The following is a 21935-nucleotide window of genomic DNA, read 5'->3' on the forward strand; positions in this document are numbered from 1 at the left end:
CCCCGCGGGGTGGGCCGACAGCCGTCATCCGTGTCCTCCTGGTCCCCCTGCCGCGTCAGGCGCAGCCCAGCTCGCCCAGCATGCCCTCACGCAGACGGGCGATGATCCGCTTGATCAGGCGGGAGACGTGCATCTGCGAGCACCCGAGCCGTTCACCGATCTCCGCCTGTGTGGCCTCCTCCACGAACCGCATCCGGATGATCTCCCGGTCGCGGTCGCTGAGCTCGGCCATGAGCGGGGCGAGCGCGTGGAAGTCCTCGACGAGCTGCAGCCCCTCCTCCTCCATGCCGATGAAGTCGGCCAGGACGGACTCGCCGTTCTCGGGGCCGTCACCGGTGAGGGCGGCGTCCAGCGACGACGAGTTGTAGCCGTTCGCGGCCAGCCGACCCTCGTTGACCTGCTCCTCGGTGATGTTCATCAGGGTGGCGAGCTCGGTGACCGTGGGCTCGCGGTCCAGCCGGCTGGCGAGCTCCTCGCGGGCCTTGGCCAGTTCCACCCGCAACTCCTGGAGGCGACGCGGCACGTGGACCGCCCAGGTGGTGTCACGGAAGAAACGCTTGATCTCGCCGACGATGTACGGCAGCGCGAAGGAGGTGAACTCGACCTCGCGCGACAGCTCGAACCGGTCGATCGCCTTGATCAGACCGATCATGCCGGTCTGGACGATGTCCTCCATGTCGTCGCCGCGGCCGCGGAACCGTCCGGCCGCGAACCGCACCAGCGACATGTTCATCTCGATGAGGGTGTTGCGCGCGTACTGGTATTCGTGCGTGCCCTCCTCCAGCTCCGCCAGGCGACGGAAGAACTGACGGGACAACTCCTTGGCATCGCGCGGAGCGACGGTTCGGGGGTCGACGACCCCGGGCAGGCTTCCGTCGGCCGTCCCGGCCTTGGCGTGCATCTCGACGACCTGCGCCTGCGACCGGATCACGGCGGTCTCCATTGCCTCTCCCCACAAACGTCCGACGGGCATGCCCTCTGGTCCTTCGGAGTTGCGGATACCCGGCTCCAGCCCGAACACTCCTCCCGATTTCAGAAAACCTCCGCGGTGACGCGCGGTGCCGCCTCCTTCACTCAGAGCGGAACTCCGTTCCCTTCCCCTCGGGGCGAGGATTCCTACGCTGGAGGAGTGAGCAACCAAGCGCCTCTCGACGCCCGTGTCATTCCCCTGCGGCCCGTGCCCGTGCCCGCGCGCCCTGCGCGTACGGGCCGCCCCGCCGCCCCGCCGGCGCAGGACCCCGTTCCCGCCGCTCCCACTCCCAAAGAGCCGCTGTGGCGTGACCTGGTCGGCGACGTGCTGCGCCGGGAGCGGCTCGCCCAGGAGCGGACGCTGAAGGACGTCGCCGACGCGGCCCGGATCTCCATGCCGTATCTGTCGGAGGTGGAGCGGGGCCGCAAGGAGGCCTCTTCGGAGATCCTCGCGGCCGCCGCCCAGGCCCTCGGCCTGGGCTTGGGCGATCTGCTCTCGCGGGCCCAGGGCGAACTCGTCCGCGTCACCGGCCGGCGGGCTCCCGTGAGCCGGGGCACGGCCCGCGCTTCGCACGACGGACTGTGCCTGGCCGCCTGACGCGACCGTGCCGGGGCCGGTGCCTCACCCACCCACCAGGCGCCGGCTCAGTACCTCGTCGGCCAGACCGTACGCCACGGCCTCCCGCGCGGTGAACACTTTGTCGCGGTCCATGTCCGCCCGCAGCGTCGCCACGTCGTGGCGCGTGTGCCGGGACAGGACCTCCTCCACCTGGGCACGGATCCGCAGCATCTCCTTGGCCTGGAGCGACAGATCGGAGACCGTGCCCCGCTGCCCGCCCGTGGCCGGCTGCCCGAGGAGCACCCGCGCGTGCTCCAGGACGAACCGGCGCCCCACGTCACCGCCGGCCAGCAGGACGGCCGCCGTGGACGCCGCCTGCCCGACGCAGTACGTCGAGACCGGTGAGTGGACGAACGCCATCGTGTCGTAGATCGCCATGAGCGAGGTGTACGAGCCGCCCGGGGAGTTGATGTAGACCGCGATCTCGCTCTCCGGGGCCGCCGACTCCAGATGGAGAAGCTGCGCGATGACGACGCCCGCGACCCCGTCGTCGATCTCGGTGCCGAGGAAGATGATCCGCTCGGACAGCAGCCGGCTGAACACGTCGTAGGACCGCTCGCCCTGCGGGGTGCGCTCGACGACGTTCGGAATCGTGTACGTCCCCATCGTCACAGCCCCATCCTGCGTCGCGTCGCGGCCGGGCGGACGTCGTCGAGCGACTCCACCACCCGGTCCACCATTCCGTACTCCCTGGCCTCCTCGGCCGTGAACCAGCGGTCGCGGTCGCCGTCCCGGGAGACGGTCTCCGCCGACTGGCCGGTGTGCTCGGCTGTGATCCGCTCGATCGTCCGCTTGGTGAACTCCAGGTTCTCCGCCTGGATCTCGATGTCGGCGGTGCTGCCGCCGATCCCGGCGGACGGCTGGTGCATCATGATCCGCGCGTTGGGCAGGGCGTACCGCTTGCCCGGCGCGCCCACACTCAGCAGGAACTGGCCCATGCTGGCGGCGAACCCCATGGCGAGCGTCGAGACGTCGTTGGGGATCAGCCGCATCGTGTCGTAGATCGCCAGGCCGGCGTGCACGGACCCGCCGGGGCTGTTGACGTACAGGCTGATGTCGGTGCGCGGGTCCTCCGCGGACAGGATCAGCAGCTGCGCGCACACCCGGTTGGCGGAGACCTCGTCGACCTGCGTCCCGAGCAGGACGATGCGCTGGGCGAGCAGCTGGGCGGCCAGATGGTCGTCGAACCGGGTCGCAGGGGTGTCGCCCTCCTCGGCCCGGGGCAACGGGACCGGTGGCCGGCCGGCATGGAGCCCGGCGGCGAGGCCGGACGCGTGTCCGGTGGTGAGTCCGGTACTGAGTGGGGACATCGGTACTCCCGTGGCGTCGGTGTGCGGTCCGGCGGTGCCCGTGTGTGCCCGGGCCGTTCACCGGTAGGCGGCCGGTGCGACCGCGTACCTCCACTCTTGACGGGAGACGGGGACCTGCGGTGGTTTCTCTGCCCGCGGCAGATTCGCCACGGGCAGAGGTCCCCACCCGGCGCCGCGGTCGAGCGAAGGCTCCGCCGTCGCCGATGAGTTCCGGGGCCCGGACCGGTCGGCACTGACGACCGTGCTGCACGCCCCAGGAGGTATCCATGACCACCGACGGATTCACCACGTGTCTCTGGTACGACGGCCGGGCCGAGGAGGCCGCGAACTTCTACGTGCCCGTGTTCAAGGATTCCGGCGTCGGCCGCACCCTCCGGTACACCGAGGAAGGTCCCGGGCCCGAGGGCTCCGTCCTCACCGTGGAGTTCACGGCCAACGGCCAGCGGTTCGTCGCGCTGAACGGCGCACCCGAGTTCAAGTTCACCGAGGCGATCTCCCTGCAGATCGACTGCGCCGACCAGGGCGAGGCCGACTTCTACTGGGACACAGGCTCGTCGAGGGGGGGGCGGCGAGCACGGGCCCTGCGGCCGGCTCAAGGACCGGTTCGGCGTGTCCTGGCAGGTCGTTCCCACCCGGCTGACCGAACTGATCGCCGCCCCGGACCCCCGGAAGGCGGCCCGCGCGATGAAGGCCAAGATGGCGATGGGCAGGCTCGACATCGCCGCCCTGGAGAAGGCCTACGCGGGCGAGTGCCAAGGGGGCGCGGCAGGCGGGGCCGTGGGAGGACCCCGCCCTGCCACGCTGCCCGAGCCCTCCGCCTGCTGAGTGCCGGCGCCCCGCGCGCCGCCCGCCCGTCCCGTCAGCGGGCGCGGGTGTGCTCCCCGATCACCCGGGTGATCTCCCGCGCCATGCGCAGGATGCCGGGCGAGCGGACAGGGCAGGGTTTCGGCGTCGACGTCGTGGGCGCCAGACAGAAGTGCAGGTAGTCGTCGTCCCGGTGCAGGGCCGTCCGGTCACGGTCCCGCTGGGTGCAGTACTCGGGATGGGCCCGCTCGTAGGCGCTGCAGGGCAGGTACTGCGACCAGGTGTGGCGCGCCCCCGCCGGGCTCACCGCCCTGCCCGCGTCCGCCAGGAGGCCGCCGTCGGCGGCGGCCCGCTTCTCGTAGAGCCCGTTCACCCGGCGGATTCGGTCGGGGGTGATCGGGTCGGGGCCCTGCAACACCCAGACGACGCGCGTCGGTCGGGCCGCGCCGGCCGCGGTGATCTGCTCGGTGAGGCGCCGTGCGTCGGCCGCGTACCGCTCGAGGTACCGCTCGCGGGAGGCGTCGTAGGTGACCCCGTCCATGCAGGGGGTGTAACCCCAGGCGTTGCCCCAGAACTGCAGCACCACGTAGTCCGGGCGCAGCGAGCGCACGAGCGCCGCCGCCTTGTCCGCCGCCGGGACCAGGGAGCGCTCGGCCGACCCCTCCAGGTAGTCGCACAGGGTGGTGCCCGAGTAGGGCGCGCTCGTGTAGTGCGCCCGTAATTCCCCGCGCAGCTCCCGCCCGAGGACCTCCTGGTTCTCCATCGCGAGCGAGTCGCCGAGGTACAGCACGACGGGCGGCTTCCCGGCGGATCCGGTGCCGGACGACGACGCGGCACCGGGGGAGGAGTCCTCGGCGGAAGCCCTTCCGGAGGAAGGCGCGCCCGGGGAGGCCGCGGGACGCTGGTGCGTGGTGGCCGATGCCCCGGGAGCGGCGGTCGGCTCGGACGACGGATCCCCGCACGCACCGAGCAGCACGGCGGCCAGCGCCACCCCCACGACCCACGGCTTGCGCATACGTGACTCCCACCCCGCCCGGCCGGAACGGCACCCCAGGCAAGCACAGCCCGGCCCGAAGGGGAAGAGACGTTTCAGGACGGGCCGTTCACCGGGCCCCGGGCGGTTCGGGCGGTTCGGCGCGCGGGTCCGGGCACGGGTGATTAGCGTGAGGGAAGGACCGACCACCCGTCCGGGAGGGCACGCCACATGGCCGTACAACCCGAGGGGACCCCCTGCTGGGCCGACGCGATGTTCAACGACGTCGAAGGGGCCAAGAGTTTCTACGGCCACGTCCTCGGCTGGACCTTCGGCGGCTCGTCGTCGGAGTTCGGCCACTACACCCAGGCCTACGCCGGCGGCAAGGCGGTGGCGGCCCTCGTGCCGCCCGTGCCCGGCCAGGAGGGTCAGTCGCAGTGGTGTCTCTACCTCGCGGTCCGCGATGCCGCGGCCACCGCCGTCCGCATCCGGGACAACGGCGGCGAGGTACTGATGGAAGCGATGCGGGTCGGAGACCTCGGCACGATGTGCCTGGCCCGCGAACCCGGCGGCACCGTCTTCGGCCTCTGGGAGGCAGGCACCCACGAGGGCTTCGAGGTGACGGGCGTACCCGGCGCGTACTGCTGGGCGGAGGTCTACACCCGGGATCCGGCGGAGACCGACGTGTTCTTCCCCGCCGTCTTCTCCTACCGGTCGAGGCAGCTCGAGGACGACGTGATCAACTTCCGGTTCTACGAACTCGGACAGGAAACCGTGCTCGGCCGGATGGCGATGACGGAGGAGTTCCCGCCCGAGGTGCCCTCGTACATGAACGTCTACTTCACCGTCGGGAACTGCGACGAGGCGGCGGCCAGGGCCACCGAGCGGGGCGCCACCCTGCGCTTCGGGCCGGTCACCACTCCCTTCGGGCGGTTCGCCGCCCTGAGCGACCCGCAGGGCGCGAACTTCTCGGTGATCGACGTCACGACGATGGAGGGCGGGACACCCGGCACCACCGACGTGCCGGACGAGTGACCCGGTCGCGCGGATCACCGGGAACCACCACGCGGCCGGGCAGTCCGCACGGTCATGGCATGATCGGGCGCATGCGTGAACGTGTTGTGGCCGCGTGCGACGGGGCTTCCAAGGGCAACCCCGGACCCGCCGCCTGGGCCTGGGTGATCGCCGACGCCTCCGAGACCCCGGTCCGCTGGCAGGCGGGCGCGCTCGGCAGAGCCACCAACAACGTCGCCGAACTCACGGCGCTGGAGCGACTGCTGGCGGCGACCGACCCCGACGTGCCGCTCGAGGTCCGGATGGACTCGCAGTACGCGATGAAGGCGGTCACCACCTGGCTGCCCGGCTGGAAGCGCAACGGCTGGCGGACGGCGGCCGGCAAGCCGGTCGCCAACCAGGAACTGGTGGTCGGCATCGACGAACTCCTGCAGGGCCGCTCGGTCGAGTTCCGCTACGTCCCCGCCCACCAGGCCGACGGCGACCGCCTCAACGACTTCGCCGACCGCGCCGCCAGCCAGGCGGCCGTCGTCCAGCAGGACGCGGGCAGCGACGCGGGTTCGCCCGAGCCGCCGCCCTCCCCGGACACCCCGCCGGCCGGCGCCGCCAGGCGCGGGTCCTCCGGGGCGAAGACGTCGTCCCGGCCGCGCGGCGGCTCCTCGAATCGCACGATCAAGGCGAAGTTCCCCGGCCGCTGCCCCTGCGGCCGGTCCTACGCGGCCGGCGAGGCCATCGCCAAGAACGTCAGCGGCTGGGGCCACCCCGAGTGCCGCACGGCCGAGAGCGCCTGAGCACGGCCGAGCCCGGTCCCGCTGATCGCCCTGCGGCCGGCGGTCCGGCCCAGTGCCGGCACGGCCCGTCCCGCCGTACTGCTGGACGGGCCGCTCAAGGCCCCCGGGCGGCACCTGGTCCGGCAGGTGGTGGTCAGCGGGTCCGAGCACGGCACGGACCCGCTGCTGCGGATCGTGTCCGCGCTCCTGCACGGAGCGCGGGGCGACATCCTGCGCGCCGACTCCCGTGCCCGGGTGACCGAGCGGCTCACCGCACGCCTCTCCGGCCCCGGGGCGGGCCTGTGCAGAACCGGCCGTCGGCGCCCTGCTCGGTCTCGGTGTCATCCGCGGCCTCGCCCGCGCCACCCACGTGCGGTCCACGCCCGCCGACGTCCTGATGGGCCGGTACGCGCCCACCATCCAGGCCCGGCTCACCCCGGGCCGGCCGGAACGGGCGGGTCCGGGGCCACCGATGCCGCGCCCGGCCGTGACGGATGACAGACTGACGCCATGGACGAGCGCACATTCGACAGGTCGGGTCAGCACGCCTCCGTGATCGGTCTCGGCACCTGGCAACTCGGGGCGGACTGGGGGGACGTCGACGACAAGCAGGCCCTCTCGGTTCTGGAGGCCGCCGCCGAGTCGGGGGTCACCTTCTTCGACACCGCCGACGTGTACGGGGACGGGCGCAGCGAGCAGACCATCGCGTCGTTCCTGAGCGGACGGCCCGACCTGCACGTACTGGTCGCCACCAAGATGGGACGCCGGGTCGACCAGATCCCGGAGAACTACGTCCTGGACAACTTCCGCGCGTGGAACGACCGCTCGCGCCGCAACCTCGGCGTCGACCGCGTCGACCTGGTGCAGCTGCACTGCCCGCCGACCCCCGTGTACTCCACCGACGAGGTCTTCGACGCCCTCGACACCCTGGTCGCGGAGGAGCGGATCGCCGCGTACGGGGTCAGCGTGGAGACCTGCGCGGAGGCGCTGACCGCGATCGCCCGGCCGAACGTGGCGAGCGTGCAGATCATCCTCAACCCGTTCCGCATGAAGCCGCTGCGCGAGGTGCTCCCGGCGGCCCGTGCGGCGGGCGTCGGCGTCATCGCCCGGGTCCCGCTCGCCTCCGGCCTGCTGTCCGGCAGGTACACCAAGGACACCGTCTTCCCCGAGAACGACCACCGCACCTTCAACCGGCACGGTGAGGCCTTCGACCAGGGCGAGACGTTCTCCGGCGTGGACTACACGACCGGCGTCGAGGCCGCCGCCGAGTTCGCCGCGCTCGCCCCCGAGGGGTACACCCCGGCCCAGCTCGCCCTGCGCTGGATCGTTCAGCAGCCCGGAGTCACCACCGTCATCCCCGGCGCCCGCTCGCCCGAGCAGGCCCGTGCCAACGCGCACGCCGCCCGGCTCCCGGAGCTGTCCGAGCAGACGCTCGCCGCGATCGGCGACCTGTACGAGCGGCGGGTCGAGGGACAGGTGGAAGGCCGCTGGTGAGGCACCGCCCCGGCAGTCCGGCGGTGACGGACCGGGCGGACGTCTGCCGGTGAAGGAACCGGTGGACGACCGCTCGTGTGTGACTGTCAGGAGGTGAAAGCCCCGGCCGGTGGGCACCCGGGGGGAGAGACGGACCGAGGCCGTTCCTCACCCCCGGGAGGCGCATCGTGTCGCACACGCAGGGGGACGAGATCGGCCGAAGAGGCCGCGACGAGACCGAGGAGGAGCGCGCGGACCGGATGTGGCAGGAACTCATCCAGGAAGTCCGCGTCGCCCAGATGGGCGTCCAGATCCTCTTCGGATTCCTGCTGACCGTCGTGTTCACCCCCACGTACGCCGAACTGTCCGACACCGACCAGAAGATCTACATCGTCACGGTCGTCCTGGGGGCCTGCGCCACCGGCGCGCTCATCGGGCCCGTCTCCCTGCACCGGCTCGTGTCCGGGCGGCGGGTCAAACCGCAGGCGGTGCGGTGGGCGTCCCGGCTGACCATGCTCGGCCTCCTCCTGCTGCTCGCGACCACCACCGCCTCCCTGCTGCTCATCCTGCGGGTCGCCACCGACGACGGCTTCGTCCCGTACCTGGTCGCCGGAGTGGTCGCCTGGTACCTGCTGTGCTGGTTCGTGCTCCCGATGTGGACCCGGTACCGGCACACGGCACCGTGACCAGCGTTGTTCAGCGGCCCGTGAGGACCTCCGCGAGGAAGTCGTCGAGGCGGGTCTCCTCGCTGCCGGGCGGGACCGAGCGGAAGGTGTCGCACAGGAAGTCCCCGACCGTCCCGGCCCACGCGAACACCACCGCGTGGTGCCGGCCGCCGTCGGCGTGGGTCTCACCGAGGAACTCCATCCGCAGCTCCCGCCCCACCCCTCTCGACTCCGGGCGCAGCCGTACGTCACCGGTCCCGACCGGACGGGTGAGGCCGTCGGCGAGCATCCCGCGGTCGAGCCGCCAGCGCGCCAGGACCCGGCCGTCGTGGCTGAAGGCGAGCGTGACGGCGAACGGGTCGGCGGGGTCGTAGCTCAGGTGCGTGAGCACGGGAAAGCGGTCCGTGACGCCCGCCTGGAGCTCCGCCACCAAGGTCTTGTGCACTGTCGTGTTCACGGGAGGCCTCCTGGTCGTACCGGCGTAGGGACCCCTCCTACCCCGAAGGGGCGGGGCATGCTCAGCCGGCCGCGGGATTGATCCGCAGCCCCGCGCCGGCCCGCCGGGCTGCCTCCACACACCGCCGCCCGCCTGACGGCGCATCGAGTCCGGACGGCCGGGCAGGATCCACCCCATGACTGCTCACCCGCTGCCCACCGGCACCCCCGCCGCGCTGGGCGTCGACGCCTCCGGTGTCCACGCCTTCCTCGACGCCCTCGGCGACGCCCCGGACATCGAGCCGCACAGTCTGATGATCCTGCGCCACGGCCGGCAGGCCGCCGCCGGCTGGTGGGCGCCGTACACTCCCGAGCGGCCGCACCTGCTCTACTCGCTCAGCAAGAACTTCACCGCCACCGCCGCCGCCCTCGCCGAGGCCGAGGGGCTGATCGACTTCGACGCCCCGGTGATCTCGTACTTCCCGGAGTTCGAAGCGGACATCACCGACCCGCGCAGCCGGTCGATGCTGGTCCGGCACATCGCTTCGATGGCGAGCGGCCACGAGACCGACACCGTCGACGCGGCCTACGCGGCCGACCCCGCCGAACCGGTACGCGGGTTTCTGCTCCGGCCGCCCGACCGCGACCCCGGCACGGTCTTCGCGTACAACCAGCTCTGCACGTACACGCTCGCCGCGATCGTGCAGCGGGAGACGGGGCAGCGGCTGACCGATTGGCTGCGGCCCCGTCTGCTGGACCCGCTCGGCATCGGCGAGACCCTGTGGCAGCGCGATCGCACCGGCCGTGAGCTGGGCTTCAGCGGGCTGCACGCCACCACCGACGCGATCGCCCGGCTCGGCCTGCTGTACCTCGACGACGGGATGTGGGACGGCAGGCGGCTGCTGCCCGTGGGATGGGTCGCCAGGGCCTCGCGTCCGCACATACCGACCGCCGGGGCCATGGGGGAGACCGGCCGGCAGGACTGGGACCGGGGCTACGGGTTCCAGTTCTGGATGTCCCGGCACGGGTTCCGGGGCGACGGGGCGTACGGCCAGTTCTGCCTCGTGCTGCCCGAGCACGACGCAGTGATCGCCACGACGGCGGCGACCGAGCGGATGCAGCAGTACCTGGACCTGGTCTGGCGGCATCTCGTACCGGCCTTCCACCCCGGCCCGCTCACCGGACGGGAGGCCGAGGACCGGGCCCTCGGCGAGCGTCTCGCCCGTCTCGCCCTGCCGCCGGCCGCAGGGGGCCCGGTGCCGCCGGAGGGGGCGCGGGGCCGGGCCCCCGGGCGCCTCACCCCGTACGGCGGGGTCTGCGCGGACCAGCCGACGCTGACCGCCGCCGAGGTGACCGAGGACGCCGGGGGACGCTGGACGCTGAGCCTCGTGGACGACGGCCACCGCCTCGACCTGCCGCTCGGCGGCACGGGGTGGGCGGTCTCGGACCAGCCCGGCCCGATCGCGGTGAGCGGCGGCTGGGCCGACGACGGCACCCTCGCCGTGGACGTGGTGTTCCTGGAGACCCCGCACCGCCTCCGGGTCACGTGCTCCCTCACGGACCGGACCTTCACGGCCCACTGGCGCACCCGCCCGCTGCGTCAGCCGCCCCTGCCCCTGCGCCGGCTGCGGGCACCGCGCGGCTCGGTCCCGTCCTCCGGATCAGCCGGAGGACGGCTGGAAGGTCCGCAGGAACGTCCGTAGCGCCTCCCGGTTCGCGGGGTCCTCCCAGTCGGCGGCCGGGGTCGTCCAGCGCAGCGAGAAGCCGCGTCCGCCGCCCAGCAGGAACCCGCGGCCGAAGGTGCGTACCCGGGAGCCGCCATCCGTCGAGAGCCACTCCATGTCGGCGGCCTCGCGTCCCTGGTACGTGATCGCGCGGATCGCGCCGATCCGCTCGTAGCCGGCCGCCCGCTCCAGGGACGGCTCCACGTCGTCCCGCCACACGGCCACCGGGTCGGTTCCCACCCGCTCGCTGTAGGTGACCGCGAGGGTGCGGGCGCCGTCGTCCGTGCCGAAGGTGATGCGGTAGGCGAGGTCGGAGACGCGGGAGGTGTCCAGGCGCCCGAAGTCCTCGGGAAGCGCCACGGAGAAGCCCTCCGGCGCGCGCAGGACGCCATAACCGGGCGGCAGATCTCCCGTTCCCGAGGGAGCCGGAGTGGTCGGGGCCGGCGTGGGCGGGGGAGTCGCGGTGGCGGACGGCGCGGGCGTCTTTCGGCCCCCCGGGTCACCGGACACCCCGGGCGCCCGGGGCACGTTCGACGGGGCGGCCGGAGCAGCGGCGGAGGCGGGCGGCGCGCTCGGGGTGCCGGCGGCGGACTCGGAGCCGGTGCCGGGCAGCCCCTGGGTGGCCGCGGTGAGCACGGCGACCGCAACGGTGACCACGGCCAGGGTGGTGCCGAGGACCGCCGTCCGTCTGCTTCCGTCGCGGCCGAGGTCCCCGAGGAGGGTGGGATACGCGCGGCGCAGCCGAGGGCGGTTCGGCACGGCATCAGGGGCCGGGCCGGGGTTCTCCGTGACCACACGGCCGAGCGCCTCACGGACCACCTGCCGGGTCAGCCGTTCCGCCGGGTCCTTGCGCAGCAGCCCCTGGACGACCTGGGTGAGCGGTCCCGCACGCAGGGGCGCGCGCAACGGCAGCCGGTCCACGCCCCTCAGCGTGGCTTCCGGCCGCCCCCGGTCACGGAAGGGCGGGCGCCCCTCGACCATCGTGTGGAGGAGCGCGCCCAGCGCCCACAGGTCCGCCTCGGGCCCGGTGTCTTCGCCGCGGGCCTGCTCAGGCGCCGCGTACGACGGCGCCGTGAGCCGCCGGGCCGGGCCGGCGCCCGTCAGGCCGAACCCGGTGACCACGACCGGACCGCTCTCCCGCACGAACACCTGGCCGGGGCCGAGTTCGCCGTGTGTCACGCCCGCGCTGTGCGCGGCGTCCAGCACGTCGAGCAGCTCCAGCCCGATGCGCGCGGCCCGGACGAAGGAGAACGAGCCCTGCTCGGCCAGGAGTTCGCCGAGAGGAGTGCCGTCGACCCAGGCGGCGGCGGTCCACAGGAAGCCGCGCTCGTCGACGGAGTCGAGGACGGCGGCGACCCGGCCGGGGCACAGCCGCGCCATCGTCCCGGTCGTATGCAGGACACGAGAGGGGGCGCGGGACGGGGCGTGGCGCCCGCCCTCGCCCGGGTCCCCGGGCAGCACGACCTGCGCGACCAGGCAGGGGCGGCCCGTCGTGAGGTCGTCGGCGTACCAGCTGACGTGGTGGGTCTCGCGGTGGATGATCTCGACCAGCCGGTACCGCCCGGCGACCGGCTGGTGTGCGGAGACGTGCGTCCTGCCCATGGTCATCCCTCGTCGAAGCCGCTGCTTCCCGCCTTTCCCAGTGGTACGCGGGAGCGCACGGCCTCCGTTCAAGGGGTGGCGCCCGAATCCCGGCTCCGGCGCATTACTGTCCTTCGGTCAAACTCCGGGTGTGCCTCCGAGCCGGTCTCCGAGCCCGGCTCGAGCCCGATTCCGCGTCGGGGGAGGGGGCGGACAGGACGTCACGGCCGGGCGTCACGGCGGCCCGGCCGGAGGGCTCAGCGCAGCCCGAAGCGGGACGCCCAGGCGATCATGTCGCCGGTGGTCGCGTTGCCTCCGCACACCACCAGCCCGATCCTGGCCCCTTCGCCGACCCGCCCCAGCACCCGTCGCGCGGCGGGCAGCAGAGCGCCCGCCGCGGGCTCCGTCCACACCTTGGCATGGTCCGCCAGGTCGAGCGAGCCCCGTACGGCCTCCCGGTCGGGCACCACCAGCACCTCGGTGACCAGCGCCGACACATGCTCGTACGTCAACTGCGACACCGTCGGGGCGCTGAGCGTGGAGACGATCGACGACAGTGCGACCGGCACCGGTCCGCCCGCCGCGAGCGCTTCGGACATCGCCTGGGCGCCCTCGGTCTCCACACCCCAGATCCGGATCCCGGGCCGCCGGGCCCGCAGTGCCGCCGCCACGCCGGAGATCAGCCCGCCGCCCCCGACGCTCACCACGACGTCGGTGAGGTCACCGGCGTCGTCGGCGAACTCCAGTCCCACCGTGCCCTGTCCGGCGATCACCACCGGGTCGTCGAAGGGGTGGACGAGGGCCAGCCCCTCCTGCCGGAGCCGCGTCATCAGCGCGAACGCGCCGTCCATGTCGTCGGTCAGCCGCACCGACGCGCCCGCGGTCTCCGCGACCTCCACGGCCCGTGCGGGCGCCGACCGCGGCATCACCACCGTGGCCTTGACGTCGAGGGCGGCGGCCATGACAGCGACGGCGATCCCGTGATTGCCGCCGCTCACCGCCACGACCCCGGCGGCCCGCTCCGCCTCGCTCAACGACAGCAGCTTCGCCACCGCGCCGCGCGCCTTGAACGAGCCGGTGCGCTGCAACAGTTCCAGTTTCGCCGTGACCGGGGCGCCCAGCAGCGCCGACAGCCCGGGGCTCGGCACCGTCGGCGTCCGTACCACGTGCCCGGCGATCCGCCCGGCCGCGGCCTCGATCTCCGGCATCCCGATCACCACAACCACCCTCCCTGGCACGGGGGACATGATCCGTGCCGAGACGAACCCTGACCCGGCCGGACCACCGGGGTCAACACGGTCCGCCCGGCGGGTCGCGCACACCGCCGGGCGGGGTCGCACCGGAAGCCGGAGCGGGGATCGGGCACGGGTCTCAGTGCTGCTGTGCCTTCGCCGACGTGGCCTCGCTGGGCCGCACGATGACGTACCCCTCGCCCTGCAGCACCAGTTGGACCGCCTCGCCCGAGCCGCCGCGCAGCATCGAACCGAGCGACTGCGAGCGGTGCAGGGTGGTCGACAGCCCTGCCGTCCAGCCGACGATCGCGTCCGTGTCGACGTAGACCGGGTACTGCGGGGACACCGGGAGGACCAGCGGGTCGCCCTCGCACACCAGGCCCAGCAGGCCGTGCCCCGTGAAGACGCTGTTGAACAGGCCGCCACCGGTGATGCCGGCGCCCTTCACGGTCGCGATGCGGTACGACAGCGTGGAGTCGAAGCACAGGACGTTGCGGCCGTTGACGGTGAACTCGTCGCCGGGGTCCACCTGGACGATGAAGCAGTTCTGCGCCTCGTGCGCGAACCAGGCCTCGCCCTGCCCCCGTACCGCCATCAGCGGCAGCCCCTCGCCGGTCACCGCGCGCTTGAGCATGCCGCCCATGCCCTGGCCCTTGCGCTCGAACTGGAGCCCGCCGCGATAGGCGATCATCGCGCCCTGCCGGGCGTGCATCTCGCCGTTGACCACGTAGCGGATGCATTTGGCGTTCTGGACCGTCATGCCCGGAGCCGAGGCGGGCTGCACCATGTGCCGGCTGGAAAACAGATCACCCTTCATGCGGGCATCCTCACCCGGAGGGACCCCCTCCGCCAAGATCCGGCACCGCTGCCAAGCGCCGAAGAGCCGGGTCCCGTACGTGCCGGCGCGGCCGCCGCCCGCGAAGCCGACGCCGACGTGGGCGAGTCGGCCGGCGAGCAGCGCCGGCGGGAAGGTGTTGAGGTCCCGTGTGCTCGAGACGACGGCGCCCGCGCTCTGCGCCCAGGACACCGTCCGCCCGGTGGCGTCGACGAGTGCCGTCGCCGGTGCGTCCGGGGTGGGGCAACCGCGTGTGCGGCTGCCGGGGATCGTGGTGCGGGGGTGCGGGCAGGACGTGTCGCCCAGCGCGAGCGGGTCGATGATCCGGTCTCGGTACTCGGTCGCGGGGGAGTGGCCGGTCGGCTTCCTGATGGGCAGGCCCGCGACGACGAAACTGGTGTTGGAGCAGTTGCAGGCGCCGCCGGGGGCGGTGGTGCGGGCGCGCTCCAGCACCCGGCGAGCCGGGCGAGTTCGTCGTCGCGGCCGACGAGCGGCCCGGCGAAGGAGGGCTTGCGGCACGCGTCCATCCCGGCACGCGCCACCGGCCGTACTCTCCGCCGCCGGTGATCTCCGTGCACGGGCGGGCCCCGCCCGCCCCGGCCCGGCGGACCGCTCAGCGGCGCAGGTTCTGCTTCCGGCCTTCCGGCCTTCCGGCCTTCCGGCCTTCCGGCCTTCCGGCCTTCCGGCCTTCCGGCCTTCCGGCCTTCCGGGACCCGCTCTGCCGGGCCCGGAAGTTCGCCGTGGCGTGCTGCCCCGGCGAGCTGTCGCGGCGAGCTGTCGCGGCGGCCGATGTGTCCGCACGGCGCGCAGCGCCGCAGAGGGAACCGCCAGCCGCCCATGGCGTCGCAGCCGGAACATCCCGCGCCGCTCGAGGGCTGTCGTCCGGATCATGCCGGCTCCTCGGAAACGTCGTCCGGGCGGGGCCCCGGCGGTGAGGACGAACAGCACCCGCAAACGGGCGCGGCCGTCCGGGACGTGGTGCCACGGAAACTCCACCGGCAGCCGGTCCGTCGGATGTCCGGTCGAGGCGATGTGTCCGGCGAGGGCGACGCTCGGGCAGTCCTCGAGGAGAGCACGCGGAACCAGGGTGACGTCCTGGAGGCGGGTTGGGGAAGACTGGACCGCGCGTAGTGGACACGACACAGGAGGAACCGCATGACGCGCCCGATCACGGCAGGGGTCGACGGAACCGAGGAGAGCCTCGCCGGGCTGGCCTGGGCGGCGAGGGAAGCGGTTCGCCGGGGGCGGCCGTTGCGGGTGGTGCACGCCTGGCGCTTCCAGACGCACGAGACGGTCGACGCCGGCGACGCCGCCACCCAGGAGCGGTGGGTGCGCGACGCGGTGGCCGAGTCGGTCCACCAGGTCACCGGACGGCACCCCGCGCTCGCGGTGACCACCGTTGTCCTGGAGGGGGACGCCGTCGAGGCTCTGACCGGCGCCGCCGCGGACGCCGAAATGCTGGTGCTCGGCTCCCGCGGGCACGGGCGGATCATGGGCTTCCTGGTCGGCTCGGTCGGTCAGCAGGTGATCGTCGAGGCCCGGCGGCCGGTGGTGTTCGTACGGGCAGGGGACACGGCGTCCGGCGAGGCCGCCGGGCGGGAGATCGTCGTCGGCCAGCAGGGCGACCCGGAGGACAGCACCGCCGCGCTGGAATTCGCCTTCGAGACCGCCGCCGCGCGGGGGGCCACCCTGCGGGCCGTACGGGCCTGGGCCCTGCCGCCGATGTTCGCCTACAGCCCCGACACGCTGCGGCTCATGGACGAGGCGGGGGGCCTGGAGCCGTACGAGCAGAAGTCCCTGTCGGACGCGCTCGCGCCGCTGCGCGAGCGCTACCCGCAGGTGCGCGTCGTCGAGCACGTGGAGATGGGCAGCGCCGGGCAGGTGCTGCTGTCGGTGTCCGGCACGGCCCAGCTGATGGTCGTCGGCCGTCGCGCGCGCCGCAGCGCCGTCGGTGCCCGGATCGGCTCGGTCGCCCACGGCGTCCTGCACCACGCGGACTGCCCGGTGGCGGTGGTACCGCACGGCTGACCCGGCCGGGCCCCGGCCGCCGGGGACGCGTGCGCCGGGGCCCGGCGCGGCCGCCCCGTCCGGCTCAGTCGGTCGCGGGCCGCAGCGTCTCCCGGGCCTTGGGCAGGATGTTCCTGATGTAGTCCTCGACCGCGGTGTCGAGACCGATGTCGTGCTGGGCCCGCTCGGACAGGTACCAGCGGTGCTCGAGGAGTTCGTGGTAGATCTCGGCCGCGTCCATCGGACCGCGGAGTCCGGGCGGCACGGCACGCACGGTCGGGCGGAACACCTCCCGCACCCAGCGATGGGCGAGGACCTCCGGGCGGGCACCGGGCAGGCCGCCGTCGGGGGTGTAGTCGTCCTGGGTGGCCATCCAGCTCTCCAGGTCGTTCAGCAGCCGCCTGGCCTGGTTCTCCTCGGCGTCCAGCCCGGTCAGGCGCAGCAGCTGGCGCTGGTGGTGTCCGGCGTCGACGACCTTCGGCACGAAGGTGACCGTGTCGCCGTTGGAGGCGTGCTCGATCTGCATCTCGGCCACGTCGAAACCCAGCTCGTTCAGGCGGCGGATCCGGCGCTCGATGTAGTGGTATTTGCCCGCCGGGTAGACGGAGGTGCGGGTCAGCTCGCGCCAGAGGTCCTCGTAGCGGGCGCAGATCTCGGTGCCGAACTCGACGGGGTCCACGGCCGGGTGCAGTGCCCCGGAGGCCTCCAGGTCGAGCAGCTCGCCGCTGATGTTCACGCGGGCGAGGTCCAGGTCGTACGCGCGCTGGCCCGGGCTCAGCTCCGGGTGCAGCTCACCGGTCTCGGCGTCCACCAGATAGGCGGCGTAGGCGCCCGCGTCCCGCCGGAACAGCGTGTTGGACAGCGAACAGTCGCCCCACGCGAACCCGGCGAGATGCAGCCGCACCAGGAGCACGGCCAGCGCGTCCATCAGCCGGTGCATGGTCGCCGGGCGCAGCGTCGTCTCGAACATCGACCGGTACGGCATCGACCCGCCGAGATGCCGGGTGATCAGCACGCTCTCCAGCGGTTCCCCCTCCGTGCCCGCGCGGCCGGTGACCACGGCGAGCGGGTCCACCGCGGGGATGCCGATCCGGTCCAGGTCGCGCAGCAGCTCGTACTCGCGCAGCGCGGGTCGCCGGGCGAGTTCCTTGACGGCGATCACCTCGTCACCGGCGCGGGCGTAGCGCACCACGTGCCGGGAGATGCCGCGCGGCAGTGGTACCAGGTACCGCTCGGGCCACTCCTGGAGCGGCAGATGCCAGGGCAGTTCCAGCAGGAGCGCGGGATGCTCCGGGTTGGTCGCGCTGATCTGCAGGGCCATGGTTCGGGTGTCCTCGTTTCGCGGGCGGCCGTATCCGGAGTGATTGTCACACCGGTGGTCGTCCACTCAGCCTATTGCGCGCGTTCGTGGGCCAGCTCCGCCGCGTCCTTCAGGGAGCCCCGGTGCGCGGGGCCGTGTCCGGGCAGCGTCAGGTCGCCCTCCAGCTCGGCCAGGATGTCCAGCGACTCGACGGCGGCGGCCCGTTCGTGGTGGAACATGCGGGGCAGCAGTTGCGGTCCGTCGGTCCGGGAGGTCGGATGGGCGCTCACCAGGGCGTCGCCGGACACCACTGCCCCGATGCCCGGGAGGTGGAAGACGCAGTGCCCGTCGGTGTGGCCGGGCGTGTGCACGGGGACAGGCCGGCCGGGCAGGTCCAGCGGGCCGGGCCGCGGGAACGGCTCGGGCGCGGCGACCGGCAGGTGCGCCGTGCCGCCGGATCGCACCACGTGCAGTGCCCAGGGCAGCACACCGGGCCGCCAGCTGTTGCGCAGCACCTGCCCGATGGTCACCTGGTGCAGGAAGTCCCGGCGGGCGTGGGGGACTTCGGCCTCGTGCGTGTACACGGGCGTGCCGTACGTGGCCCGCAGGTACTCGGCGGAGCCCAAGTGGTCCGTGTGGGCGTGGGTGAGGAGGACGGCCGCGACCGACTCCGGTGAACCGCCGACCTCCGCAAGGGAGGCGAGGAGCTGTCCGCGGTCGCCCGGGTACCCGGTGTCGATCAGTGTGACGGCGTCCCCCTCCTGGAGGATCACCCAGTTGGTGTTCGAGCCGTGCACCAGGTGGGTGCCGTCGGCCACCTGCCGTACCTCTGCGCGCATGATCGTCCAGTCCGTCGTCCCTGTCGGAGGCCACCAGGAAAGCAGATCAGGACGGCGCCAGAGGGGGCGGTTCCGTTCGTGTCGCAGCCGGTACGGGCCGGGCCGGGCGCGCGGTGCGCATCCCGAACAGGAAGCGTGTCACCCGGGTCCTGCGCACCCCGTACTCGTACACGGTGAGGATGACGGCCGATGAGGAGGCCGCGATCACGGCGTACTTGACGGCCGCCGGCACACGGGCCGGCCGACCACTCCGTAGGGGAAGGCGACCACGACCGGCTGGTGCAGCACGTACAACGGCAGCGCGGCGAACGCCCCGTACCACAGGGCGCGGTGGAGGGCCCGGGCCCTGTCCCGGGCCCCCTCGGCCCCGCCCCGAGCCCTCCCCGTACCGCCCCGTTTCCTTGCCGTCCCGTCCCGGGACCGGTCGAGCAGGCCGAGGACCGCCAGTGCCCAGCACCAGCCCGCAGCCCCGAACAGCGCCCGGGTGAGCAGCGCGAACGGCGTCCACGCGGTGAACGGGTCGTCCCCGGCGACGAATCCGGGCGCCGTCCCGGCGAAGAGGGCCGGCCCGAGCACGCCGGCGGGGACGGCCGCAGGGCGTGTCAGGGCACGGACGTGCTCGTCGTCGGCGAGGGCGAACCCGGCCGGGAGGAACAGGAGACAGACCCAGCGGTTCCAGCCGGCGAAACCCTCCTCCATGCCCAGCAGGGCGTTGACGGCGGCGAGCGGCAGCGCCGGCAGCAGGAGCAGGGCCGGGTGGCGGCGCAACGGGGGGACGACGTGGTCGTACATGATGCGCCGCTCCGCCCGCCAGGGCACCTCCGCGGCCGGACACCCGCGGAGCGCGTCCGATCCGCCGAGCCGTCCCGGCAGTACGTCGATCCAGGCGCCGAGCCCCGGCTCGCAGCGGTGCGCCCCGGCCAGGGGGCCCGGCCGCGGTTCGTCGGCCTGAATCCGGGAAGTTCCCGCCTCCCAGGTCTATGGATACATTCGCGTATCGGATACGTTCGCGTATCGAACGGAGGTGGCGGGATGACCGTGGACAGCAGTACCGGGCGGGTGACCGGACGTCGCGTCCGCACGCGCGCCAGCCTCCTCCGTGCCGCGTTCGCCGTGTTCGCGGCCAAGGGCTTCGGGCGCGTCTCGATCGAGGAGATCTGTGAGGCCGCCGGATACAGCAGGGGCGCCTTCTACTCGAACTTCGCCACTTTGGACGAACTGTTCTTCGCCCTGTACGCGGAGCGCGCCGAGCTCATCGCCGAACAGGTCCTTGAAGCCCTCGCCGGCGGCGGACCCGACCTCGACGTGCCCGCCGCCGTGGACCGTGTCACCGAGGTGCTGCTGCTCGACCGGGACTGGCTGCTGGTGAAGACCGACTTCCTGGTGCGTGCCGCCCGCGACCCGGAGGTCTCCCGCACCCTGCTGGAACACCGCGCCAGGCTGCGCCGCGCCATCGCCGGCCACCTGGGCCGGGCCCGCGGCCACACCGAACTGCCCGCCGTCCTCGGCACCGCCGACGGTGCCGCGCACGCCGTGGTCGCCGCGTACGACGGAGTCACCACCCAACTGCTGCTGGACGGGGACGTCGCCCGCGCCCGCGCCTGGCTGAAGCAACTACTGACCGCGCTGCTCACCGACGGCAGCGCCGAACCGGCCGCGCACCGGCGCGGATGAGGAAGGGACGGCCGCCATGGACGCCGACGTCATCGTCGTCGGAGCGGGGCTCGCGGGCCTGGTCGCAGCCCACGAACTGACCAGCAGGGGCCGCAGGGTCGCCCTCGTCGACCAGGAGAACGCCGCCAACCTCGGCGGACAGGCCTTCTGGTCCTTCGGCGGGCTGTTCCTCGTCGGCTCGCCGGAGCAGCGGCGCCTCGGTGTCAAGGACTCCTTCGACCTCGCCTGGAGCGACTGGCAGGGCAGCGCCGGATTCGACCGGCTCGAGGACGAGGACACCTGGGCGGTGCGCTGGGCGCGGGCCTACGTCGAGTGGGCGGCGGGGGAGAAGCGGTCCTGGCTGACCGGGCACGGCATCTCGTTCCTGCCCACCGTCGGCTGGGCCGAACGCGGTGACCTCCGCGCGGACGGGCACGGCAACAGCGTGCCCCGCTTCCACATCGCCTGGGGCACCGGTACCGGCGTCGTCGAACCCTTCGTCCGCCACGCCCGGCAGGCCTCGCGCGACGGACTGCTCACCTTCCACCACCGGCACCGGGTCGACGAACTGGTCGTCCAGGACGGCACCGCGAGCGGAGTGCGGGGTGTCCTCCTCGCTCCGGACGACGCCCCGCGCGGCGTCGCCTCCCACCGCGAGGCGGTCGGCGACTTCGAACTCACCGCCCAGGCCGTGATCGTCACCAGCGGCGGCATCGGCGCCGACCACGACATCGTGCGCCGTCACTGGCCCGAGCGGCTCGGCACCCCGCCCCGTGAGATGGTCACCGGGGTCCCCGCCCACGTGGACGGGCGGATGCTCGGCATCAGCGAGCGCGCGGGCGCGCGCCTGGTCAACCGGGACCGGATGTGGCACTACACCGAAGGCGTGCGGAACTGGGACCCGGTCTGGCACGGTCACGGCATCCGCATCCTGCCCGGACCGTCCTCGATGTGGTTCGACGCCCTGGGCCGTCGACTGCCCGACCCCTGCCTCCCCGGGTACGACACCCTGGGCACGCTCAAGCACCTGCGCACCACCGAGGACATCGCCGGATACGACCACTCCTGGTTCATCCTCACCCAGAAGATCATCGAAAAGGAGTTCGCACTGTCGGGCTCGGAGCAGAACCCCGACATCACCGCCAAGGACCGGACCGGGTTCCTGCGTGAGCGCGTGCTGGGCAAGGGCGCTCCCGGCCCGGTCGGCGCCTTCCTGCGCGAGGGCGCGGACTTCGTGTCCGCCCCGGACCTGGAGCAGCTCGTCGACCGGATGAACGCCCTCACCGACAAGCCGCTCCTCGACGCGGCCGTCGTCCGCCGCCAGATCGAGGCCCGCGACCTGCAGATCGCCAACCCCTATGCCAAGGACGCGCAGGTGCAGGGCATCCGCAACGCCCGCCGCTACATCGGCGACCGCCTCGGCCGCGTGGCCGCCCCGCACCGCATCCTCGACCCCGAGGCCGGCCCGCTGATCGGTGTCAAGCTGCACATCCTCACCCGCAAGACCCTCGGCGGCATCCAGACCGACCTCGACTCGCGCGCGCTGGACGCCGAGGGCAGGCCGATCGAGGGGCTGTACGCGGCGGGCGAGGTCGCGGGCTTCGGCGGCGGAGGCGTTCACGGCTACAACGCCCTGGAGGGCACCTTCCTCGGCGGCTGCCTCTTCTCGGGCCGCGCGGCAGGCCGGGCGGCGGCGCGGCAGACGGCGTAGCCGGCGGGTGCCACGGGCGTC

21 protein-coding genes and 2 pseudogenes are annotated in these 21935 nt (G+C 73.2%); 11 read left to right on the plus strand and 12 right to left on the minus strand.

Going from position 1 to position 21935, the window contains the following annotated elements:
* Positions 1–55 precede the first annotated feature (55 nt).
* A complete protein-coding gene (locus ACFWVE_RS24485; RefSeq protein WP_384017742.1) occupies positions 56–943 on the minus strand; it encodes an RNA polymerase sigma factor SigF in 888 nt (295 codons plus the stop codon).
* 186 nt (positions 944–1129) lie between these two features.
* Between ACFWVE_RS24485 and ACFWVE_RS24490 the strand changes: the two genes are divergently transcribed.
* Positions 1130–1567 carry a helix-turn-helix domain-containing protein gene (locus ACFWVE_RS24490; RefSeq protein ID WP_384017745.1) on the plus strand — a complete coding sequence of 146 codons (438 nt, stop codon included), beginning with the start codon at positions 1130–1132 and terminating at the stop codon, positions 1565–1567.
* Between the two features lie 24 nt (positions 1568–1591).
* Here ACFWVE_RS24490 and ACFWVE_RS24495 read toward each other — a convergent pair whose 3' ends face one another.
* Complete coding sequence (locus ACFWVE_RS24495; protein WP_384017838.1) at positions 1592–2194, minus strand: ClpP family protease; 603 nt, start codon at positions 2192–2194, stop codon at positions 1592–1594.
* 2 nt (positions 2195–2196) lie between these two features.
* Positions 2197–2898, minus strand: a complete 702-nt coding sequence (locus tag ACFWVE_RS24500; protein ID WP_384017748.1) for an ATP-dependent Clp protease proteolytic subunit — start codon at positions 2896–2898, stop codon at positions 2197–2199.
* A gap of 266 nt (positions 2899–3164) precedes the next feature.
* Between ACFWVE_RS24500 and ACFWVE_RS24505 the strand changes: the two are divergent.
* A pseudogene (locus tag ACFWVE_RS24505) lies at positions 3165–3648 on the plus strand (VOC family protein); the annotation flags it as partial.
* Between the two features lie 109 nt (positions 3649–3757).
* Here ACFWVE_RS24505 and ACFWVE_RS24510 read toward each other — a convergent pair.
* Positions 3758–4717 carry an SGNH/GDSL hydrolase family protein gene (locus ACFWVE_RS24510; protein ID WP_384017751.1) on the minus strand — a complete coding sequence of 320 codons (960 nt, stop codon included), beginning with the start codon at positions 4715–4717 and terminating at the stop codon, positions 3758–3760.
* A 189-nt stretch (positions 4718–4906) separates the two neighbouring features.
* Between ACFWVE_RS24510 and ACFWVE_RS24515 the strand changes: the two genes are divergently transcribed.
* The 5 genes from ACFWVE_RS24515 (at position 4907) to ACFWVE_RS24535 (ending at position 8618) form a co-directional block, all read left to right on the plus strand.
* Positions 4907–5710 carry a VOC family protein gene (locus ACFWVE_RS24515; protein ID WP_384017754.1) on the plus strand — a complete coding sequence of 268 codons (804 nt, stop codon included), beginning with the start codon at positions 4907–4909 and terminating at the stop codon, positions 5708–5710.
* A 59-nt stretch (positions 5711–5769) separates the two neighbouring features.
* Positions 5770–6480 (plus strand): ribonuclease H, encoded by a 711-nt coding sequence (locus ACFWVE_RS24520; RefSeq protein WP_384017757.1) that lies wholly within the window; start codon positions 5770–5772, stop codon positions 6478–6480.
* 322 nt (positions 6481–6802) lie between these two features.
* Complete coding sequence (locus ACFWVE_RS24525; RefSeq protein WP_384017840.1) at positions 6803–7015, plus strand: hypothetical protein; 213 nt, start codon at positions 6803–6805, stop codon at positions 7013–7015.
* Positions 6970–7953: an aldo/keto reductase gene (locus ACFWVE_RS24530; protein WP_384017759.1), complete on the plus strand. Its 984-nt coding sequence runs from the start codon at positions 6970–6972 to the stop codon at positions 7951–7953. The genes ACFWVE_RS24525 and ACFWVE_RS24530 overlap by 46 nt, the downstream gene beginning before the upstream one ends.
* A gap of 167 nt (positions 7954–8120) precedes the next feature.
* Positions 8121–8618, plus strand: a complete 498-nt coding sequence (locus tag ACFWVE_RS24535) for a DUF6328 family protein (RefSeq protein WP_384017762.1) — start codon at positions 8121–8123, stop codon at positions 8616–8618.
* A 10-nt stretch (positions 8619–8628) separates the two neighbouring features.
* On the opposite strand, the gene ACFWVE_RS24540 is transcribed toward ACFWVE_RS24535, so the two are convergent.
* A complete protein-coding gene (locus ACFWVE_RS24540) occupies positions 8629–9054 on the minus strand; it encodes an SsgA family sporulation/cell division regulator (protein ID WP_384017765.1) in 426 nt (141 codons plus the stop codon).
* Between the two features lie 175 nt (positions 9055–9229).
* Between ACFWVE_RS24540 and ACFWVE_RS24545 the strand changes: the two genes are divergently transcribed.
* On the plus strand, positions 9230–10735 hold the full coding sequence (locus ACFWVE_RS24545) for a serine hydrolase domain-containing protein (protein ID WP_384017768.1): 1506 nt from the start codon (positions 9230–9232) through the stop codon (positions 10733–10735).
* Here ACFWVE_RS24545 and ACFWVE_RS24550 read toward each other — a convergent pair.
* From ACFWVE_RS24550 to ACFWVE_RS24565, 4 genes and pseudogenes are all read right to left on the minus strand, one after another.
* Positions 10694–12358, minus strand: a complete 1665-nt coding sequence (locus ACFWVE_RS24550) for a serine/threonine protein kinase (protein WP_384017771.1) — start codon at positions 12356–12358, stop codon at positions 10694–10696. The genes ACFWVE_RS24545 and ACFWVE_RS24550 overlap by 42 nt on opposite strands.
* 236 nt (positions 12359–12594) lie before the next feature.
* On the minus strand, positions 12595–13554 hold the full coding sequence (locus tag ACFWVE_RS24555; RefSeq protein ID WP_384017843.1) for a threonine/serine dehydratase: 960 nt from the start codon (positions 13552–13554) through the stop codon (positions 12595–12597).
* Positions 13555–13708: 154 nt separating this feature from the next.
* Positions 13709–14386, minus strand: a complete 678-nt coding sequence (locus ACFWVE_RS24560; RefSeq protein WP_384017846.1) for an AIM24 family protein — start codon at positions 14384–14386, stop codon at positions 13709–13711.
* 159 nt (positions 14387–14545) lie between these two features.
* Positions 14546–15295 (minus strand): annotated as a pseudogene (locus tag ACFWVE_RS24565) (serine hydrolase); the annotation flags it as partial.
* 264 nt (positions 15296–15559) lie between these two features.
* Between ACFWVE_RS24565 and ACFWVE_RS24570 the strand changes: the two are divergent.
* Complete coding sequence (locus ACFWVE_RS24570; protein WP_384017774.1) at positions 15560–16432, plus strand: universal stress protein; 873 nt, start codon at positions 15560–15562, stop codon at positions 16430–16432.
* Positions 16433–16496: 64 nt separating this feature from the next.
* Here the strand turns inward: ACFWVE_RS24570 and ACFWVE_RS24575 are convergent, their stop codons facing one another.
* The 3 genes from ACFWVE_RS24575 to ACFWVE_RS24585 all read right to left on the minus strand — a co-directional run bounded on the left by ACFWVE_RS24575 (position 16497) and on the right by ACFWVE_RS24585 (position 19342).
* On the minus strand, positions 16497–17732 hold the full coding sequence (locus ACFWVE_RS24575) for a DUF4032 domain-containing protein (RefSeq protein ID WP_384017777.1): 1236 nt from the start codon (positions 17730–17732) through the stop codon (positions 16497–16499).
* 71 nt (positions 17733–17803) lie between these two features.
* Positions 17804–18550, minus strand: a complete 747-nt coding sequence (locus ACFWVE_RS24580; protein ID WP_384017780.1) for an MBL fold metallo-hydrolase — start codon at positions 18548–18550, stop codon at positions 17804–17806.
* A 204-nt stretch (positions 18551–18754) separates the two neighbouring features.
* Positions 18755–19342, minus strand: a complete 588-nt coding sequence (locus tag ACFWVE_RS24585) for a hypothetical protein (protein WP_384017783.1) — start codon at positions 19340–19342, stop codon at positions 18755–18757.
* Between the two features lie 240 nt (positions 19343–19582).
* Here ACFWVE_RS24585 and ACFWVE_RS24590 point away from each other — a divergent pair, with 240 nt between their 5' ends.
* Together ACFWVE_RS24590 and ACFWVE_RS24595 are read left to right on the plus strand one after the other, a co-directional pair.
* Positions 19583–20224 carry a TetR/AcrR family transcriptional regulator gene (locus ACFWVE_RS24590; RefSeq protein WP_384017786.1) on the plus strand — a complete coding sequence of 214 codons (642 nt, stop codon included), beginning with the start codon at positions 19583–19585 and terminating at the stop codon, positions 20222–20224.
* Positions 20225–20240: 16 nt separating this feature from the next.
* A complete protein-coding gene (locus ACFWVE_RS24595; RefSeq protein ID WP_384017789.1) occupies positions 20241–21914 on the plus strand; it encodes an FAD-binding dehydrogenase in 1674 nt (557 codons plus the stop codon).
* The last annotated feature ends 21 nt before the right edge of the window (positions 21915–21935 follow it).

It is taken from the genome of Streptomyces sp. NPDC058632, from assembly GCF_042717095.1.
Lineage (GTDB): Bacteria > Actinomycetota > Actinomycetes > Streptomycetales > Streptomycetaceae > Streptomyces.

Coding starts and splice junctions, on each gene's coding strand:
- ACFWVE_RS24510 (WP_384017751.1), bottom strand. CDS start 4,717: ATGCGCAAGCCGTGGGTCGTGGGGGTGGCGCTGGCCGCCGTGCTGCTC.
- ACFWVE_RS24570 (WP_384017774.1), top strand. CDS start 15,560: ATGACGCGCCCGATCACGGCAGGGGTCGACGGAACCGAGGAGAGCCTC.
- ACFWVE_RS24575 (WP_384017777.1), bottom strand. CDS start 17,732: ATGGCCCTGCAGATCAGCGCGACCAACCCGGAGCATCCCGCGCTCCTG.
- ACFWVE_RS24515 (WP_384017754.1), top strand. CDS start 4,907: ATGGCCGTACAACCCGAGGGGACCCCCTGCTGGGCCGACGCGATGTTC.
- ACFWVE_RS24500 (WP_384017748.1), bottom strand. CDS start 2,898: ATGTCCCCACTCAGTACCGGACTCACCACCGGACACGCGTCCGGCCTC.
- ACFWVE_RS24590 (WP_384017786.1), top strand. CDS start 19,583: ATGACCGTGGACAGCAGTACCGGGCGGGTGACCGGACGTCGCGTCCGC.
- ACFWVE_RS24550 (WP_384017771.1), bottom strand. CDS start 12,358: ATGGGCAGGACGCACGTCTCCGCACACCAGCCGGTCGCCGGGCGGTAC.
- ACFWVE_RS24545 (WP_384017768.1), top strand. CDS start 9,230: ATGACTGCTCACCCGCTGCCCACCGGCACCCCCGCCGCGCTGGGCGTC.
- ACFWVE_RS24585 (WP_384017783.1), bottom strand. CDS start 19,342: ATGTACGACCACGTCGTCCCCCCGTTGCGCCGCCACCCGGCCCTGCTC.
- ACFWVE_RS24595 (WP_384017789.1), top strand. CDS start 20,241: ATGGACGCCGACGTCATCGTCGTCGGAGCGGGGCTCGCGGGCCTGGTC.
- ACFWVE_RS24530 (WP_384017759.1), top strand. CDS start 6,970: ATGGACGAGCGCACATTCGACAGGTCGGGTCAGCACGCCTCCGTGATC.
- ACFWVE_RS24580 (WP_384017780.1), bottom strand. CDS start 18,550: ATGCGCGCAGAGGTACGGCAGGTGGCCGACGGCACCCACCTGGTGCAC.
- ACFWVE_RS24520 (WP_384017757.1), top strand. CDS start 5,770: ATGATCGGGCGCATGCGTGAACGTGTTGTGGCCGCGTGCGACGGGGCT.
- ACFWVE_RS24485 (WP_384017742.1), bottom strand. CDS start 943: ATGGAGACCGCCGTGATCCGGTCGCAGGCGCAGGTCGTCGAGATGCAC.
- ACFWVE_RS24495 (WP_384017838.1), bottom strand. CDS start 2,194: ATGGGGACGTACACGATTCCGAACGTCGTCGAGCGCACCCCGCAGGGC.
- ACFWVE_RS24560 (WP_384017846.1), bottom strand. CDS start 14,386: ATGAAGGGTGATCTGTTTTCCAGCCGGCACATGGTGCAGCCCGCCTCG.